The sequence below is a fragment of the Vibrio sp. PSi01 genome, from assembly GCF_054960695.1.
In genome coordinates this window covers 161,432-178,445 of record NZ_JBHNYN010000002.1, presented here as the reverse complement: position 1 = coordinate 178,445, position 17,014 = coordinate 161,432, and the positions used below count along the sequence as shown (strand labels likewise).

At 43.9% G+C, this 17,014-nt stretch carries 14 protein-coding genes and 2 pseudogenes; 9 read left to right on the top strand and 7 right to left on the bottom strand.

Features of this window, described 5'->3' with window-relative positions; all coding sequences use genetic code 11:
* The first annotated feature begins 186 nt into the window (after positions 1-186).
* Positions 187-2,166 (top strand): replication initiator protein RctB domain-containing protein, encoded by a 1,980-nt coding sequence (locus tag ACFI6G_RS03960; RefSeq protein ID WP_010432193.1) that lies wholly within the window; start codon positions 187-189, stop codon positions 2,164-2,166.
* 387 nt (positions 2,167-2,553) lie between these two features.
* Here ACFI6G_RS03960 and ACFI6G_RS03955 read toward each other — a convergent pair whose 3' ends face one another.
* The 3 genes and pseudogenes from ACFI6G_RS03955 to ACFI6G_RS03945 form a co-directional block, all read right to left on the bottom strand.
* Entirely contained in the window at positions 2,554-3,099 is a 546-nt protein-coding gene (locus ACFI6G_RS03955; protein WP_016785443.1) for a hypothetical protein, read from the bottom strand.
* Positions 3,096-3,340: pseudogene (locus tag ACFI6G_RS03950) on the bottom strand (ABC transporter ATP-binding protein); the annotation flags it as partial. The gene ACFI6G_RS03955 and the pseudogene ACFI6G_RS03950, both read right to left, overlap by 4 nt.
* Positions 3,332-3,716, bottom strand: a pseudogene (locus tag ACFI6G_RS03945) (ATP-binding cassette domain-containing protein); the annotation flags it as partial. The pseudogenes ACFI6G_RS03950 and ACFI6G_RS03945, both read right to left, overlap by 9 nt.
* 368 nt (positions 3,717-4,084) lie before the next feature.
* Between ACFI6G_RS03945 and ACFI6G_RS03940 the strand changes: the two are divergent.
* On the top strand, positions 4,085-4,279 hold the full coding sequence (locus ACFI6G_RS03940) for a PA3496 family putative envelope integrity protein (protein WP_004736928.1): 195 nt from the start codon (positions 4,085-4,087) through the stop codon (positions 4,277-4,279).
* Positions 4,280-4,547: 268 nt separating this feature from the next.
* On the top strand, positions 4,548-5,036 hold the full coding sequence (locus ACFI6G_RS03935) for an NADAR family protein (protein ID WP_010432208.1): 489 nt from the start codon (positions 4,548-4,550) through the stop codon (positions 5,034-5,036).
* A gap of 238 nt (positions 5,037-5,274) precedes the next feature.
* Here ACFI6G_RS03935 and ACFI6G_RS03930 read toward each other — a convergent pair whose 3' ends face one another.
* The gene (locus tag ACFI6G_RS03930; RefSeq protein WP_010432210.1) at positions 5,275-6,033 is read right to left on the bottom strand and encodes a substrate-binding periplasmic protein; all 759 of its coding nucleotides are present in this window, start codon (positions 6,031-6,033) and stop codon (positions 5,275-5,277) included.
* A gap of 88 nt (positions 6,034-6,121) precedes the next feature.
* On the opposite strand from ACFI6G_RS03930, the gene ACFI6G_RS03925 reads away from it, so the two are divergent.
* Positions 6,122-8,497 (top strand): response regulator, encoded by a 2,376-nt coding sequence (locus ACFI6G_RS03925; RefSeq protein ID WP_016793253.1) that lies wholly within the window; start codon positions 6,122-6,124, stop codon positions 8,495-8,497.
* 91 nt (positions 8,498-8,588) lie between these two features.
* On the opposite strand, the gene ACFI6G_RS03920 is transcribed toward ACFI6G_RS03925, so the two are convergent.
* A complete protein-coding gene (locus ACFI6G_RS03920) occupies positions 8,589-9,341 on the bottom strand; it encodes an SDR family NAD(P)-dependent oxidoreductase (protein WP_010432215.1) in 753 nt (250 codons plus the stop codon).
* A gap of 12 nt (positions 9,342-9,353) precedes the next feature.
* A complete protein-coding gene (locus ACFI6G_RS03915; protein ID WP_010432216.1) occupies positions 9,354-10,049 on the bottom strand; it encodes a sulfite exporter TauE/SafE family protein in 696 nt (231 codons plus the stop codon).
* A gap of 361 nt (positions 10,050-10,410) precedes the next feature.
* On the opposite strand from ACFI6G_RS03915, the gene ACFI6G_RS03910 reads away from it, so the two are divergent.
* Positions 10,411-11,727 (top strand): aspartate aminotransferase family protein, encoded by a 1,317-nt coding sequence (locus tag ACFI6G_RS03910; RefSeq protein ID WP_010432218.1) that lies wholly within the window; start codon positions 10,411-10,413, stop codon positions 11,725-11,727.
* Between the two features lie 188 nt (positions 11,728-11,915).
* Here the strand turns inward: ACFI6G_RS03910 and pdxR are convergent, their stop codons facing one another.
* A complete protein-coding gene (gene pdxR, locus ACFI6G_RS03905; protein ID WP_016787466.1) occupies positions 11,916-13,430 on the bottom strand; it encodes a MocR-like pyridoxine biosynthesis transcription factor PdxR in 1,515 nt (504 codons plus the stop codon).
* A 239-nt stretch (positions 13,431-13,669) separates the two neighbouring features.
* Between pdxR and ACFI6G_RS03900 the strand changes: the two genes are divergently transcribed.
* From ACFI6G_RS03900 to ACFI6G_RS03885, 4 genes are all read left to right on the top strand, one after another.
* Positions 13,670-14,536, top strand: a complete 867-nt coding sequence (locus ACFI6G_RS03900) for a transporter substrate-binding domain-containing protein (RefSeq protein WP_032544965.1) — start codon at positions 13,670-13,672, stop codon at positions 14,534-14,536.
* Positions 14,537-14,668: 132 nt separating this feature from the next.
* Complete coding sequence (locus ACFI6G_RS03895; RefSeq protein WP_010432242.1) at positions 14,669-15,310, top strand: amino acid ABC transporter permease; 642 nt, start codon at positions 14,669-14,671, stop codon at positions 15,308-15,310.
* A gap of 119 nt (positions 15,311-15,429) precedes the next feature.
* The gene (locus ACFI6G_RS03890) at positions 15,430-16,095 is read left to right on the top strand and encodes an amino acid ABC transporter permease (RefSeq protein WP_016800450.1); all 666 of its coding nucleotides are present in this window, start codon (positions 15,430-15,432) and stop codon (positions 16,093-16,095) included.
* A complete protein-coding gene (locus tag ACFI6G_RS03885) occupies positions 16,088-16,942 on the top strand; it encodes an amino acid ABC transporter ATP-binding protein (protein ID WP_102306110.1) in 855 nt (284 codons plus the stop codon). Before ACFI6G_RS03890 ends, ACFI6G_RS03885 begins: the two co-directional genes overlap by 8 nt.
* The last annotated feature ends 72 nt before the right edge of the window (positions 16,943-17,014 follow it).

Here is a 17,014-nt window from a genome sequence, read left to right as displayed (position 1 = left end):
TCTTTAGATTCAAACACTTAAATTATAATTTGCACACAGATCATTAGATCACTTAATCATTTAAGATCATATTAATCAAAAAGATCAGTTATTTAAAAGCCGATAAATTCTCTTTCTTTATGATCATTCTTTCTTTATCATTTAGGAACTATAGTGAAATTACGGTTAGTGTGATACGGATCAAAAATGAAACCAGAAGAGAAATTGTTAATTAAGGCACGAAGCCACAAAGATGGTCATTTATTTGAGGTATCTGAAACAGCCGTTGAATGGATAGAACAATATCAACACTTCAAAGGTGTCACTAAAAGCATAGTTGAGCTTCTTAACCTAATTTCACTACGCGGGTTTAGTAGCAAAGACGGATATGTTTCTACCACTGAGATTATCGAATCAACCGATGGTCAAGTAACTCGAGCTGCTTTGCAACAAAGGCTTAGAGCCGCTGTAAATATCGGTCTTTTCAAGCAGCTTCCAGTTCGCTTTGAAGAAGGTCTTGCAGGTAAAACTATGTTGCATCGCTTTGTTAATCCAAACCAATTAATATCGGTATTAGGTGCTACTAGCTTAGTAACGGAAAGCGTTAAGCAAAATGAAAAACAAAAACGTTCTAAAGCGCTGGCGCAAACCAAAGTAAACAAACGTTTATTGAATGAACACGGACTCAATACCCCGCCAACGATGAAAGACGAAGCGGATCAATTCATTGTTTCGCCAACCAATTGGGCAGGGATTATTGATCAAGCGTTAGCGCCACCAAGAACGCGCAAGAGCTACCAAAAATCGATGGTTTCGATCTCTGGCACTCGAGCTGTGATCGAGACACGATCTTCTAAAAATATTATGACGGTTGATGATCTGATGACGTTATTTGCGTTATTCACACTTACTGTTCAGTATCATGATCATCACCAAGATGACTACCATCTAGACGCAAAACATACCCCGAACAAAACACCGCTCTACATTACGGATATTTTGTCATTACGAGGCAAGAAGGACAGTGGTCCAGCTCGTGACTCTATCCGCGATAGTATTGATCGTATCGAGTTTACCGATTTCCAACTTCATGAACTTACTGGCCGCTGGCTTAGTGAGAACATGCCAGAAGGCTTTAAGAGTGATCGTTTCCGATTCCTAGCGAGAACCATTACCGCGTCGGAAGAAGCGCCTACAGAAGGCTCTGACGGCGAAATTCGCATTAAACCGAACCTATATATCCTAGTCTGGGAACCTTCGTTCTATGAAGAGCTTCTAACCCGTGATTATTTTTTCCTATTCCCGCCAGAAATCCTGAAGCAGCATACCTTGGTTTTCCAAATGTATTCTTACTTCAGAAGCCGCATGGCACGTCGGCATACGGACTGTATGTTGTTGAGCGAACTCAATCAGAAACTAGCTCGTAACATCGATTGGCGTCGCTTCTCGATGGATCTGGTACGTGAACTCAGAAAGTTAGGTGAAGTCGGGGATCAAGAAGACACCTTCTTAGTGAACTTGTGGGGTTACCACTTGACGATCACATCGCTGATCGAAAAAGGAAAAACGACCGATTACCAAGTGGATATCAAGTGTAACGTGGAAGAGGTATTACGTTACTCAAGAGCACGAACCACTAACGCCGGTAAGCGCAATATGGCACCAACGTTACCTAATCCACTTCGTAATGAGATGGTATCTAAGCAGAAGTTAGAAGAGCTGTCTGAGATTATTGATGGTGAGTTTGAACCTATCCAACGTAAAGCACCGTCACCAAGAGGTAAATTGGGACGTCGAGTTAAACAGCGTAAACACTCTGTTGAGATAAATGCCGACGAGATCATGATAACTCTCTCTAAATATACCTCTGCAGAGGCTCTGGAGCGCAGTATAACGGCTTTATCTGCAATGACAGGGCACTCACATGCCTCAATCAAAGAAGAGTGCTCTGAGCTTATTGAGAAGCTTGATTGGCTGAGAGTAGGAGATGAGGTCATCCCATACGAAACGTTGAGTCGATTGATTGAGTTGTATAACGACCGTGATAGCACCAGCAACCGACACTTGTCGATTGAACGTTTGATCTCAGGTTTGGCTGTGCGTCGCAAAGTATGTAAACAAGTTCACGAAGGCCATTTGGACGAGAATGTATTCCTAGCGCTCGATGAAATGGCGATCGGCCATTAGCCATTATCCGTTTCCCGCAAGCAGTAAGCCCGTATTGATGGTCGATGAATGGATAGGTTGAACACATTGGGTGTTGATTAAAATCGCACCTAATGCTGACAAATTGATGACAATGTAACGCATCCAGTTGATTATTATTTATCCCGAATAGACAACCTTTGTCCTTTCTTATGATTAATAGATTGGCTCATATTTTGTTACATCATACTGAATAGATTTTCGCGAGTTCCTGAGGGACTCGCTTTTTTTTGCCTGAAATTCAGCTAATCATTAAAATTCAATAGCTTAAAGAATTAGATGCCGAAGCATGATCAAGGTTAGATCATTCTTTCTGCGGATCTAACTCTGATGAGATTCTGATTTGATGTTTGATCGTGAAGGGCTTGATCAGTGGAGGTGACTTTGAATACTACCTTGATCATCGTTCTGGTGCTGATTTGCCATAAAACGCACATGCGATTCGATCAGTTTTTCTGACTCTTCTTTCCAGCGCGGTTCTTGTTGTTGGTTAGTAAATTCCAAAGCCAGTACACATAAATGCTGGAGCCGCTGCGTACACCACTCTTGCAAGTCAGGCTCTGATTTTGGGTCGCATGACACGGCCTGCAGCTTGCTATAGGCAAACATCAGGTATTGATAGGCCTTTTCTTGATTGTGCGAACCACCAGCCTCGTTTGAGAGCGATGATACGCTTGGTGCTGCAAACTTTGTTGATGTCGTCAGCGTTACGTCTTTATGTCGATAAAACGTAAAGATTCTCAGGCATCCGTCTAGCCAACATGCGATGCCTTTGCTCTGCTCGTTCGTGATCAATGGCCCCCAGAGTGCATCTGGAGGCGTTAAGATCAAAGGTTCTAACCGGTCCACTTGATCATGCTTTCGGTTTTTGTACCAATCTCCGATCCGCTCTAACCAAGTGTCTAGTTCATTCATGCAATTTTATCCCATTGTTTTACAAAGTGATTATTGGCAACTTGTTTGATTTCATGCTGTATTTCGCTGCTCTGATCTCGAATACGATCAGCGCCTATTGAATAGTTTGGCTCATTTTTGACGAGTTCGCCAAATGGTAGATTGGGATCGGGAACTGCAGAGATCAACAACTAGTGTAAGGGTGTTGTGGATTGGTCAAGATCGACTGAGTTGATCCCCATTCGACGATCTGCCCTTTGTGATGACGTAGTACATCGGCAAATTGTTCTTCGATGGTTAATACAGGGTATTCCAGAGTTCATTGCACTCTGGAATACCATCGCAATCTCACTTCAACGCAATGTATTCAAGCGGCTATCCGACAAGCTCAATAGGTCTTGCCCTTTAAACAGTATCTTTCCCCCTGACATGAAAGCCGGCGGCTTATGCAGGCGGTTAATGGCAAATGCGATTGTGCTTTTGCCACAACCTGATTCTCCGGCTAAGCCGAAAATTTCGCCTTGGCCGGTGCTAAAGCTAACGGATTTGACCGCATTGAAATCATCGTCATCGGTGATGTAGTCGACACATAGATTTTTTACTTTAAGAAGAGGTGTATCTGAATTTTCCATAGACATGATTGATACTTAGTAATGATATTGATAACCATTATCATTAGCATTAGCATGTGTTGGATTTAGTGGAAGCGATGAGCACGAAAAGGATGAAGTGCCTCGAAATTTATCTTGGGTTATTTCACGAATTTCCAGCAGAAGAGAAGCATTGAAAGAGGGGAAAATGAGAGTTGGATCAAACCACATTTCTTATGGGGAATCTTTTAAATGTAATTGCAGAAAATGGCTTTGGCAAAGTTTAAATGAGGCATTTATTAATTAGCTTTGTGAAGCGTCGGAATCATCACATTTCAGTACAGAACTTCTTAACAACCGAAATAGCATTTGCTACAGATTACCTGTCCATTACATGGTGCTTTTCGGAGGAAAACATGTCCATTAATTCTATCAACCATGATGAAATGACAAATATTGCAAATAAGTGGGATGCTGAAGAAGAAGTATCTTTCAAACCAGAGAAGAAAATGAAATCTGCTGAAGCTCGTCGCCGTATCGAGGCTCTAAGAGAAATTAGAGAAAGCGGTTTGAGTCTGGAAGAGGCGAGGGAGTTAGGTCTGATTCACTAATCATTCCCATTGCATTTAAGAGGGTGGTGCAATGCCACCCTTTGATTTATAAGTGTTTTTATGATTCTTCTATGTCCAACCCCTAATATGGATGATTTTATTCCTGCCTTTGAAACCTGCCTCGTCTTTTTAATATGCCTTCTTTCTAACTAAATATACGCTCAAGACATACTCTTGAACTAAGTGGTTTGACAGCAATATTCAACGCCACTAATTTTAAAGTTAACGCAAAAATATGCGATGTCGTTGGTAAGGTAAGGAGAAAGCTATGTCTAATTCTGTGGCTCACGCGAAAGAGGTGCTGTTTTATGAACCTGAAGATCCAAACGGATACCTTTCAAACTTTGCAGCTTGTCCTATCGAGGTTGGTGACCAAATTTGGGCTACCAGCGAACATTATTACCAAGCGATGAAGTTCTCCTCTCAAGCGTTACGCAATATCATTCTCGAAGCCAGAACGCCCGCAGAAGCCTTTTCCTTAAGTCGTGATTATGAAGACCAAGTACGTGAGGATTGGTACGATATTCGTGTTGAAGTGATGGAGTTCATCGTGGCCGAGAAGTTCAGACAGAATCCGCAGTTTGCTTTGTTTCTTACTAATACGGGTGATTCAGTGATTAAAGAACATTCTCACAAAGATAGTTTTTGGGGGGATGGGGGCGATGGAACTGGCGAGAACCGTTTGGGCGAGATATTGATGGCGGTGCGACAACAACTGCGTACTCAGCCATCACATTTGACCGATTACTGTATCTGACCGCTTAGCATTAACCTATTCGTCTATTGGATTTTAACTAAACGACTTGTCGTCACCAAAACTGAATTTTAAAGGCCGCTCAGCGAACAGGGCGGCCTTTTTCTTGGGAAGTTGACTCATTGTGAGTAAAAGTACAAAAACGCGTTACCGCGTCATACTGGCGCTGCAAAAATAAATAAGTGCCACAGGGCTAGTGAGGTCCTATAACTTGATATAAAACTAATATAACCAACTGAAGCTATAGATAGCTTTGTACGATGTCTTCGAGCTGGCCATCGTCTTTCATTTGATCGAGACGCTGGTTAATGAACGTTTGCAGTTTAGGATCCATCTCAGGGTCAAATGCCAAATGGATAGGGTAGTTATTGATCACAGAACCAAATTCTTGCATCTGATAATCATCGATACTTAACTTTTGCTGATTTAGGTTGTATTTAATTCTCGATTCCATTTCAACAAACACGGTATCGCCTGGCGCACGATTTAGTACACGAAACGCTGCTGTGTAATCTTTTACTCGAATTTCGTTGAGCTTACCTTGCTGGATATAAGGTTCTAGGTTCGGATACTCGAAACCTACAAGCAACACAACGGCTTTTCCGTTTAGATCGTCAATAGTATTAAACTCAAATGGCTCCTTGCCGCTGCTGAGTAATACATGTTTTACATTGTAAATTGGCTCTTCAGACAGATTAACCGACTGGATGTTTCCCCAACTAGGGCTGCCGTAGGTTACCCAGTTTGGGTTTTCTCTAGCATCGAGCTTGTCGATCATTCGATTGAAAGGGTAAGTGTGGTAGTTGATCTCGTATTGGCTGTCGTCGAATACCGCTTCAACAATATCTGAAACCATTCCTCTGTGAGATGACCCGTCAGATTCGATTTGAAAAGGTTGCGCTTGGCTCGCAATAATGTAGTAGTGAAGAGGTTCGCTTGCAAAAGCATAACTGCTTGAAAACAAACTGACTATGGATGCAACGATAAGATGTTTTTTCATAACCTTCCCTAGTTATTTGATGAATGACTACTATTATACTAGTTGAGTAATTGTAGTTTGCTAGGATAACAATAATGGTAAATTTTGTATGGTGAAAAAAGGAAAACGCTATATTGGACTCTCTCGACAATTGATCGGGTCAATCATTGCAATCAGCACCCTATTTACAGTCATAGTGACAGGTCTGGGTTTGTATGTGGAGTACCAAAATCGAGTTTCTTTTATCAGCTCTCAGATCGAACAGGTTAAAGCAGGATACCTTTCTGGCTTAACTGCTAGCTTGTGGGTGGAAGATCGCGACCAATTACTTGTACAAGCTGAAGGCATTTCCCGTCTCCCCTCTGTGAGCTACTTGTTGATTGAGAGCCCCGATGAAAAAATCGTAGAATTAGGGCAACAGACCTCTGGTCAGTCTTATTCCCAATCTTGGGAAATGGTGCACCAAATGGGCGGCATTGACTTCCCATTGGCGACGCTCACTGTGCAGTCTGATTTAAGCATGATCCTCAATGATTTCGAGGAGAGAGTTCTCTTATTGCTTGCCTTCGAAGCGGTTAAAATTTTCTTGCTGTCTGTGGTGTGTTTAACCATTGTTTATCGCCTGGTCGTGAAACGACTAATGACTATGTCTTCTCAGATCAATGAACAGCAGGTTGAAGACAATAAGCCACGTTTTCTTACCCCTACAGAATCTGCCTATCAAGATGAGATCTCGACACTAGAGTCTAGCTACAACCAATCTATTGAACGAATTCGTCAGCAATATCAAGAATTGGAAAAAGCTAAAAACACCGCTGAAATCGCTAACCGCAACAAGAGTGAATTCCTTGCCAACATGAGTCACGAGATCCGCACCCCAATGAATGGGATTATTGGGTTGTCATCATTGCTCTCTGAAATGGACATGTCGAAAGAGCAAAAAGAGTATGTCGATATGCTCAACACCTCTTCGCTTACTCTCCTTGATCTAATCAACGACATTCTCGATTATTCGAAAATTGAAGCGGGTCGATTAGAACTGCAACAAGAACCGATGAAAATGATGGGTATCGCTGCTGATGTTGAATCGACCTTCAGAGTCAAAGCAGAGCAAAAAGGACTGAGGTTCCAGTTGGCGATAGATCCCAAGATTCCAACCATGGTCATTGGTGACGGTACTCAATTAAGACAAGTGCTCAATAATTTAGTGGGTAACGCGATCAAATTCACCGAACATGGCTATGTCACGCTATCCATCCATTTAGAGCAAGTGATAGAACCTGAGCAAAAACTAAGGATGAGATTTGAGGTTACTGATAGTGGCATCGGTATTGCGGAAGACAAACAAAAATCAGTCTTCGATAAATTCCAACAAGCCGACGGCAGTACTACCCGTATTTACGGAGGCACAGGGCTAGGTCTAACGATATGCGATAAGATTGTGACCTTGATGGGCAGTAAACTTGAGCTGACCAGTGTCGAAGGCAAGGGGAGTACATTTTACTTTACGGCTGACTTTGATCCGTGCCTGGATGTTGATGAAAGTAATATTGATTTCAATAAGGTCTCGGTGTTATTGGTGGATGACAGCCAACTGAACATGCGTATCACGTCGACACAACTGCAGTCGTTCGGCGTTACCTCAGAGTGTTGTGAGACAGCAGGTCAAGCAATAGAGCTGGTTTCAGAGTCTGTGGTGAAGTCATTGCCTTATGATCTGGTGCTGATTGATAAAGTGATGCCAAACGTTGATGGTTTTCAGCTTGCCAGAAGCTTGATCGAGCGCTTCGGTAAAGCGTGCCCTAAATTGGTCATGATATCGGCTGACCCACGAAAACAAGATGAAGTGCGTGCCAAACAAGTGGGCTTTGTTGCCTACATTGCTCGCCCTTATCAAGATAACCAGCTTAAATGGACGCTGAGTGAAGTCCTCGCAAGAGCGGCCGATACTGAAATATTTACTTACTCAAACAGAGGTGAGGTTGCGTTCAAGGACAATGAGCCTGTTCCATCGACTAAACCTGAAGTTGTTGTTAAAGAAGATCTACAGCCAGAAGCGGCCAAAGCCTTGTTTAGCGGTAAAGTATTGGTCGTTGAAGATTCTAGAGTGAATCAACAAGTGGCCAAGATGATGCTCAAAAAGCTAGGGTTCGAGGTTGATATTGCAGAGAACGGTGAAATTGGGGTAGAGAAATTTAAGGCTAATGAGTATGAGATGATCTTTATGGATTGCCAGATGCCAGTTCTCGATGGCTTCGAAGCGACTAAGCAGATCCGAGTACTCGAAGAAGATTCTTCAAAGCATATTCCAATCGTTGCGCTGACGGCCAACGTTGTGCAGAGAGACAAGCATTTATGTTTTGATGTCGGTATGGATGAGTTTTTACCCAAGCCGGTAAATCAAGGCAAACTGAGAGAAATTGTCGAAGGGTTCTTATCTAAAGATAGTGAATCGACGAGTAAAAATGAGCAGAAGATTGTTTAGGTTAAATGCCTTTGAAGACTGAGTATTGGGTTAAAAGGTAATAAAAAAGGTGGTCGAATAGACCACCTTTTTTGATTCAGAGTGTTTGAAACTAGTCTCTGTCGATGGCGAACGGCGACCATGCTTGGCGAGTCGGCATCACTTCAACGCGGTTGATGTTGATGTGATCAGGCAGCGTTGCTATATAGAACATCTGCTCTGCGATGTCTTCTGCCGAAAGTGGTGTGGTGCCTTGGTAAAGGTTGTCTGATGCCATTTGGTTACCCTTAGTTCTCACTAGAGTAAATTCTGTTTCTGCGATGCCAGGGGATAGGTCAGTCACGCGCACGCCAGTACCTTGAAGGTCACAGCGTAGGTTGTAACTAAACTGTTTTACAAATGCTTTACTTGCGCCATACACATGGCTTCCTGGATACGGCCATTGCCCAGCAATTGAGCCTACGTTGATGATTGAGCTACCCGCACCGCTTTCAATTAACTTCGGAAGTAGAGCATGCGTGACATTGACTAATCCAGTGACATTCGTGTCGATCATAGTGTGCCAATCTTTTAAATCCACATCAGGTGCGCCTTCCGGTGCCAAGGCTAAGCCTGCATTGTTAACCAGCGCTGTAATCGATGAAAACTCAGCGGGTAGCGAATCAACTGCTTTTTTTACGGCGTCTGCGTCTCGAACGTCGAGTTGAATCACATGTACAGGCACCGTCAATTCTTCCTTTAAGTCGAGCAACCTTTCAATACGACGACCCGACAATACGAGCGACCAATTGTCTTCTGCAAAGCGTTTTGCCGCTGCTTTACCAAATCCGGATGTCGCCCCTGTAATGAACGCTATCTTATCCATAAGTAAATCCTTCTAATTTGAAATTAACATAAGTAGTGCCATGCCGATAAGGATCGGCGCGGTCGTTGTTTTTGCAGGCAAGTTAGGTACTGAGATATACAGTTTCTGCCCTAATAAATTGCCAATCACAGCCGTCGGAAGTAACCATAAGCCTGTGGTAAACGTGTTTTGGTTGAATGCACCGATCCAAATAAATCCGCTTAATGAAACAGCAGAACTCAACAAGAAAAATACAATGGCGGTTGCTCTCTGCTCTTTGGCTTCAATAGTGATATTCATTAAATACGTCACTAACGGAGGCCCGCCAGAAGAGGCCGCGGTCATACTGAAACCGGATATAGCTCCTGCCCAAAATGCGTGCCGATGGTGTAACCATGTCAGGCGAAAATCCAAAATAATCAGTGCACCAGCCACTAAAGACATCATCGCGATAAAGGTCTTCAAGCCTGATTCCGATATCGCGCTAATGAAATACAGCGAGAAAGGCACCGCAACCAACATGCCTATACACAGCGGCGCAATAAGCCGGATATTGATGGTGGTTTTACTTCGCTTGAGTAGAGGAAAGGTACTTAAAAAATCCAACAGGATAGCGATGGTTACCGCTTGTAATGGTGGAACTATAAAGCTGAGAGATAGTGCTGCAATGATCGCAAACCCAAACCCTGAATAGCCTCGAACCACACCTGCAAACAGAATCAATATCATCGCCAATCCTATTTCCACTCTTGCTCACCTCTTTGCTTTTGATATTTTGCTGCTGTGTTAATTAGCGTCCGATGAGACTTGTCTCGTCTGCCTTTCAATCTATTCACACCTAAGAATTTTGAATAGAGCCAGATCGACGATTGGATTGGGTCAGGCTGTTGGTTGGATTGGGGACGAGGTTTGAGCTGATTCACTGGCCCAAGATTTTGTTGAAACTGACACTATGAGTTGGGCCCTGTTTGGGACGAAGATTATTCCATCCGATAGCGCAGCCTTTTCAATCTCGTATTTCGCACTTTGATAGACGAGAAAGACTGAAGGAGAGGGTTGTGAATCTAGTTTTGTTTATGGAGACGATGAAATGGAAGTATCAACAGAACAGCTTGTAAACCAAGATATTATCGACCTCGACAAGAGCGTATTTCATTCTTGGTCGATTCAAGAAGCGGCAGAACCTATCGCTATCGCTGGTGGGCAAGGATGCAAAATGTGGGACTACGAAGGTAAGGAGTACCTTGATTTTAGTAGCCAACTGGTTAACACCAACATTGGTCATCAGCATCCACAAGTGATTAAAGCCATTAAAGATCAGGCTGATTCATTGGTGACCGTTGCCCCTGCGACAGCAAACCTCACTCGTGGTTTGGCCGCTAAACGTATTTTGTCTAAAGCACCAAGCAAGTTTAAGAAGGTGTTCTTTACCAACGCAGGCGCAGATGCCAACGAAAATGCAATTCGTATGGCAAGACAGTTCACAGGACGCGATAAAGTGCTTTCTGCTTATCGCTCTTACCACGGAAATACCGGTACAGCGATTGCGGCGACGGGCGATTTTCGCCGTATTCCAAATGAGTATAGCCGTGGGCACGTTCACTTCTTCAATCCATTTCTCTATCGAAGCGAATTCAACGCGGCGACTGAGGCAGAAGAGAGTGAGCGTGCCCTACAGCATTTAGAGCGAGTGATTGAATGCGAAGGACCCACAGCGATTGCGGCGATTATTCTAGAGACGATTCCGGGAACGGCGGGCTTCCTAATTCCACCGAAAGGCTACCTTATTGGCGTGCGTGAGCTTGCAACTAAATACGGTATTCAATTGATCTTTGATGAAGTCATGGTCGGTTTTGGTCGAACGGGTAAGTGGTTTGCGTTTGAGCACTTTAATGTCGTGCCGGATCTTATTACTTTCGCTAAAGGGGTTAACTCTGGTTATGTTCCGGCTGGTGGTGTGGTGGTCAGCGAACCGATCGTTGAGTACTTTAAGTCGAACTTCTTTATGGGTGGCTTAACGTATTCTGGTCACCCTCTAGCGATGGCTTCGATCGTTGCAACGCTCGATGTGATGGAGCAAGAGGGCATTGTTACGCATGCTGATAATGTCGGGAATAGCGTTCTTGGGCCGCTTCTGCTTAGTCTTCAAGAGCTGCATCCTATGATTGGTGATGTGCGCGGTAAAGGGATGTTCTGGGCGGTTGAATTGGTCGAAGATCGAGAAAGTAAAACGCCATTGAGCAATGAGAAAATGGGTCAATTGAAAGCGGAGCTAACGAAACGAGGCCTGCTAACCTTTATTGTTAATAATCGTATTCATGTAGCCCCTCCTTTGGTTATTCAACCAAGCGAGATAAAGAAAGGCGTTAAGATCATTGACGACGTTTTGTGTGAGCTTGCATCTTAATTTTTCAATCGGATAACCAGTAACGAAACCAAGGCACTTTGATAAGGACTCCCCATTCTTGTTTAAGTGTCTGGCTTTTAGATTGTTATGTCGATCCTAAAAAGAGCATCAATTGATGCTCTTTTTTTACGTCATTCTCTTTTTAATTCATGCTCATGGAGAGTGTCGGTAAACAGCCCTAAGTGATGCTAAATCTTCATTACTTCAGACAACTCTTTGATGCCGGGAGCGATCAGATCTTTATCGATGGCGTGAAATCCTAATCGAAAATAAGAGTTGGGATCATATTCTGACAATGATTCATAACCCGATTCCGTTTCGGTATTAGTCATAAAGTGTGAATACCCGGTTTCAATCAGTATCCCTTTCTGTGCGGCTCGTGAAGCCAGTCGCTGGCTGTTAATGTGGCTCGGTGTTTGTAGCCATAATGAGTTGGCTTGCTCGCTTTGTGCGAGTCGTTTGCAATCAGGTAAATACTTTAAGACGGCATCATTGAGCAGTTTCCAACGCTGACGCGTGTTCTCTCTGAAGCGTCTTACAAAACTGTCGTAATAGCCTTGTTCAATAAAATGCGCGACTTCCATTTGAATACGGCTTGGTGCGTGTCGATACATTAACCGGCGCAAGATTCTTAAGTCATAAATCAGCTCTTCGGGTGCCACGATGTAGCCTAATCTCAAGCCGGGTGCCAATAGTTTGGAAAAGCTGCTGACGTAAATGACTCGGCCATCTTTATCATTGGCTTTAAGTGCCGGTTTGGGATTCCACTCAACGTTGCACTCGGCATCGTAGTCATCTTCGATAATGATGGCATCATTGGCCTTTGCCATCTCAAGCAACTGAGTTCGACGTTCGTCACTCATGGTAACCCCAGTTGGCGCTTGATGGCTCGGAGTGACGTAGAAGTGGTCACACAGCGATGAGTGCTCATTGAGCTTTAACCCTTGCTCATCTACTTGATGAGGGTGTAACTGCGCACCTGAGAGATTAAAAATATGGTTTGCTTCTTTATAGCCGGGGTTTTCGACGCCGACTCGGCTTTGAGCATTCATCAGTAAAGTCGAAAGCAGATAGAGCGCATTCTGCGAGCCCATTGTAATTAGGATTTCATCACTTTGAGCGTGGATGCCTCGTTGTGGTAGCACCCGTGTGCGTATTTGTTCCACCAGCATATCGACGTCTTTATCAACTTTGTCACACAGCCAGCGGTGGTCATGAGGATCTGAGGTCACTTTTCTTGTCGCTTCTCGCCATTGAGCCAATGGAAAGTCATTGATTGAAGGCTGGCCAAAAATAAATGGGTATTGATAGCAACTCCAGTGCGACGGTTTGACTATTCGTGGGTATTGACTTAATTGCAGCTTCACTCGTTTGCTCCAATCCGGTGCATTGTTGCTGTCTGTTGATTCAAAATGATCCAAGCTAGAGTCAATTTCATCGCTCGGATTTTGATACTTTTCTGATAAATAATAACCACTGCGAGGTTTACTTATCAGGTAGCCATCGTCGAGCAAACTGTCGTACACCAAGGACACAGTATTGCGTGAAACACCTAATTGGCTAGAGAGCTTACGACAAGATGGGAGCGCTTGTTCAGCCGGAAAAATACCATTCAATATCGCCGTCACCAAATAGCTACGTACTTGTTCTTGCAGGCTTCTTTTGGAATCAAACTCGATGAAACAATTGTGATTTATCGCCATGAGATACAGTCCTTATTCTCAGTGAACCTCAGTCCAATTTGTATAAAAGAGCAAGAAATGAGCCAGAGTTCATATCAATTCTCAACGGTGATTTTTTACTCTGTCTCGAACCCGAAAGTTGATCTGTCTTTTATATGAAAATGGCTCTGTCCCAACCTGAAAATTAAATTGGCTCTACGTCTTAGATGCATTCCGTTCATAAAGTAAAGGCAGGCAAATAATCTCGATAAGGAAAGCACATGAGACAGGGAATGACGATGAAGGCATGGGTTTCAACGGCGGCAGCAACCGTTGTGCTGGGTTGTTTTGGTGTTGCACAAGCATCAGAACTTTCAGCCATTGAAAAGCAAGGCTTTATGAAAGTGGCGACAGAAGATAACTACTCACCATTCAACTACATTGACCGAGGCAAGCCTGCGGGGATCAATAAAGATTTGCTTGATGAGCTGCGTGAATATTCAAAGTTCGATATTGAACAAGAGATCTTACCTTGGACAGGGTTGCTCGCCTCAGTATCTGCGGGTCAATACGATGTGGCGCTAACGGGCGCTATCGTGACAGACGCTCGATTGAAGGTGTTTGATTTTACGCCGCCTATTGCCTCAGCACAGCATTATTTCTTAACCAGAGCGGATGCTGACGACATCAATACGGTGTCGGATCTAGACGGAAAAACGGTGGGATTACAAGCGGGTAGTGCTTTGTTAGAGCGACTGCCAGAGCTCGAAGAAATGCTCGAAGCACAAGGTAAATCTTTAGGTAAGGTCGTTCAGTACCAATCGTACCCAGAAGCGTATTCAGATTTAGCTATTGGTCGAATCGACTACGTCATCAACAGTGTGGTCTCGGTTAACGAGGTAGTGAAATCTAAGTCTAACGTCTTTAAAAAAGGTGAGGCGGTATCTGGCCCTGGTTTCGTAAGCTGGCCTGTTCCAAAAGAGAGCCCTGAGCTATTGGCTTACCTCACTGAGTTTTTCATTCACCTAGAGCAAACAGGAAAAATGGCAGAGTTGCAGAAGAAGTGGTTCGGTGAATCGTTCGAGCATCTTCCTTCGGAAGCCATCACTTCAGTAGAGCAGTATCACAAGCTAACAGCGGTCCAGTAGATCAGTAAGCACGCGCTGGCACAAACAGTTAACCGCTGTTTGTGCCGATGACAAAAGGGCTAGAGCGATTTTACCCATTTGTCATTCGCGCAAAAGCCTATTGCAAGAAGTCGCTTTTTAAAGAGGTCGTTTATGGATTATTACGCTTGGGAACAGTTGCTACAGGGCGCGTGGGCTACAGCATGGATATCGGCAGTCTCGATTGTATTGGGTGTGGTTATTGGGCTAGCGATTGCCTTAATTCGAATGATGAAAATCCCATTTGTCGATCAAATGCTGGGCATCTATGTCAGTTGGGCAAGAGCAACACCTCTGGTGACTCTGGCTCTGTTTATCTTTCTTTCGTTTCCCTCATTTGGCATCAATTTAGACAAACACGTTTCTGCCATTTTAGCGCTTACACTCAACACCTCGGCATTTAATGCGGAAATTTGGCGCAATGCCTTTCTCAACTTTTCAAAAGGGCAAATGGAAGCAGCCGAGGCTATTGGTATGAGGCGGCTGACTTATTTTCGCCGAATCATGTTCCCACAAATGGTGATCATGAGCCTACCTGCACTGGTCAATGAGATGTCGTTCTTAATCAAAGGCAGCCCTGCCATCGCGGTGATTGGTATTGTTGATTTAACCCGTGTCACCAACCGAATTGCAGCGGTTACCTATGAGCCACTCGGGCCAATTCTGTGTGCGGGTGCCATATACATGTTGATTATTGGCGTGTTGGTGAAATTGCAAGCTGTGGCTGAAAACCGAGCTACTTATCTACAGCAATAAGTGCATACATCTGTAAACAGCAGCAGTAGTCGCAGTTTAGCCGTTATGATTACTTGGTCAGAAACACGATTTATCTGCGTATTGAAGTGCTATCTCGTGGGTAAATATAAGGAGTAAATATGGAAGAATGGAATATTATCTGGCAACAAAAAGAGCTGTTTGCTTCTGGTTTTGTGACCACGTTTTATCTTTTTGTCTCGTCTTCAATCTTGAGTTTCGTCATAGGTATTGGTTTGTTGTACTGTCTCGAAAGCTCGAGACTCGGTGTTAAGTACACCATCAACAGTTTGATCGGCATTATGCGTACCTTACCGTTTCTGATCTTAGCCTACCTGCTCTATTACGGTTTGCCTCAGGTTGGTATTCGATTGGACGCAGTGACAGCGGGAATCATAGCGCTCAGTCTCTATCATGGTACGTATTTCTGTGAGATTTTCCGCGGTGTGCGTAAAGGGTTAGAGCCTGGTTACATCGAAGCAGCGCACGCTTATGGCTTTTCTAAGCTGAAAACCTTCACCCGAGTCATCACGCCCAACGTGTTATTTAAGTCGGTTCCTCTGATCACTAACCAACTCATTATCTGCTTAAAAGACACCGCATTTCTCAGCATTATTACGGTCGCTGAAATTACTGCGGCGGCTAACAGTATTCAATCCACATATTTTATCCCATTGAATGCGTTCATCATTGCTATCGCGCTCTACTGGGCTGTGAGTATTGCACTTGAAACCATCACCAAACGAATCCAAACCAAAGTTGAACTTAGAGGGCTTAGCCATGCTTAAACAATCAGAGATTATTGAAACAGAAGCACCGATTAACCCCTCTTTGGGAGTAAGTTTGGAAGTGATTGAGTGTGAGCCACTATTGGAAGAACGAGAGACGATCATCAGCGTTGAAAACTTGTCGAAGCAGTTTGATGGAATCGAAGTACTGCGAGACATCAACCTGACTATAAAAAAAGGCGATGTGGTGAGTATTCTCGGCTCGTCAGGTTCGGGTAAGTCAACACTATTGCGCTGCATGAATTGGCTAGAGCAGCCAGAGCGCGGCACGATTTTTATGGGTGATGAACGCATTGGGATCAACTCTGAAACGGGTAAACCACTCAAATACAAAGAGTTAGCGAAACTCAGAGAGCGCCTTGGCATGGTATTTCAAAGCTTCAACTTATGGCCGCATCTCACCGTGTTGCAAAACGTGATGGAAGCGCTGGTTCATGTTAAGAAGATAGCGAAATCTGACGCAGAGGAGATGGCTTGTAAGCAACTTGATAAGGTTGGCATGTCTCACAAGCTAGAGAGTTATCCAAGTATGTTATCGGGTGGACAAAAGCAACGTGTCGCTATTGCTAGGGCGCTCGCGATGGAGCCGGATGTGTTGCTGTTTGATGAGCCAACCTCCGCGCTCGACCCTGAATTGGTAGAAGAGGTGTTACTGGTAATGAAGAAGTTATCACAAGAGGGTTACACCATGGTAGTGGTGACTCATGAGATGGAATTCGCGCGTCAGGTGTCGGATCAAGTGGTATTCCTTGAGAAGGGGATATTGATTGAGAAATCCAACCCAGAGAAGTTCTTCACTAACCCAGATTCACCAAGGGTTAGACAGTTCCTCAAGCTTGATTCATGAACTAAATGATTCACATCACCTTAATGTTTGACCGCTAAATCCTAAACTCCGACTGAATCAGTCGGAGTTTTT

Excerpts from the sequence above, each read along its gene's own strand:
- ACFI6G_RS03915 (WP_010432216.1), bottom strand. The coding sequence starts at position 10,049 with ATGATATTGATTCTGTTTGCAGGTGTGGTTCGAGGCTATTCAGGGTTT.
- ACFI6G_RS03910 (WP_010432218.1), top strand. The coding sequence starts at position 10,411 with ATGGAAGTATCAACAGAACAGCTTGTAAACCAAGATATTATCGACCTC.
- ACFI6G_RS03960 (WP_010432193.1), top strand. The coding sequence starts at position 187 with ATGAAACCAGAAGAGAAATTGTTAATTAAGGCACGAAGCCACAAAGAT.
- ACFI6G_RS03900 (WP_032544965.1), top strand. The coding sequence starts at position 13,670 with ATGAGACAGGGAATGACGATGAAGGCATGGGTTTCAACGGCGGCAGCA.
- ACFI6G_RS03895 (WP_010432242.1), top strand. The coding sequence starts at position 14,669 with ATGGATTATTACGCTTGGGAACAGTTGCTACAGGGCGCGTGGGCTACA.
- ACFI6G_RS03890 (WP_016800450.1), top strand. The coding sequence starts at position 15,430 with ATGGAAGAATGGAATATTATCTGGCAACAAAAAGAGCTGTTTGCTTCT.
- ACFI6G_RS03885 (WP_102306110.1), top strand. The coding sequence starts at position 16,088 with ATGCTTAAACAATCAGAGATTATTGAAACAGAAGCACCGATTAACCCC.
- ACFI6G_RS03940 (WP_004736928.1), top strand. The coding sequence starts at position 4,085 with ATGTCCATTAATTCTATCAACCATGATGAAATGACAAATATTGCAAAT.
- pdxR (WP_016787466.1), bottom strand. The coding sequence starts at position 13,430 with ATGGCGATAAATCACAATTGTTTCATCGAGTTTGATTCCAAAAGAAGC.
- ACFI6G_RS03935 (WP_010432208.1), top strand. The coding sequence starts at position 4,548 with ATGTCTAATTCTGTGGCTCACGCGAAAGAGGTGCTGTTTTATGAACCT.
- ACFI6G_RS03930 (WP_010432210.1), bottom strand. The coding sequence starts at position 6,033 with ATGAAAAAACATCTTATCGTTGCATCCATAGTCAGTTTGTTTTCAAGC.
- ACFI6G_RS03920 (WP_010432215.1), bottom strand. The coding sequence starts at position 9,341 with ATGGATAAGATAGCGTTCATTACAGGGGCGACATCCGGATTTGGTAAA.
- ACFI6G_RS03925 (WP_016793253.1), top strand. The coding sequence starts at position 6,122 with ATGGTGAAAAAAGGAAAACGCTATATTGGACTCTCTCGACAATTGATC.
- ACFI6G_RS03955 (WP_016785443.1), bottom strand. The coding sequence starts at position 3,099 with ATGAATGAACTAGACACTTGGTTAGAGCGGATCGGAGATTGGTACAAA.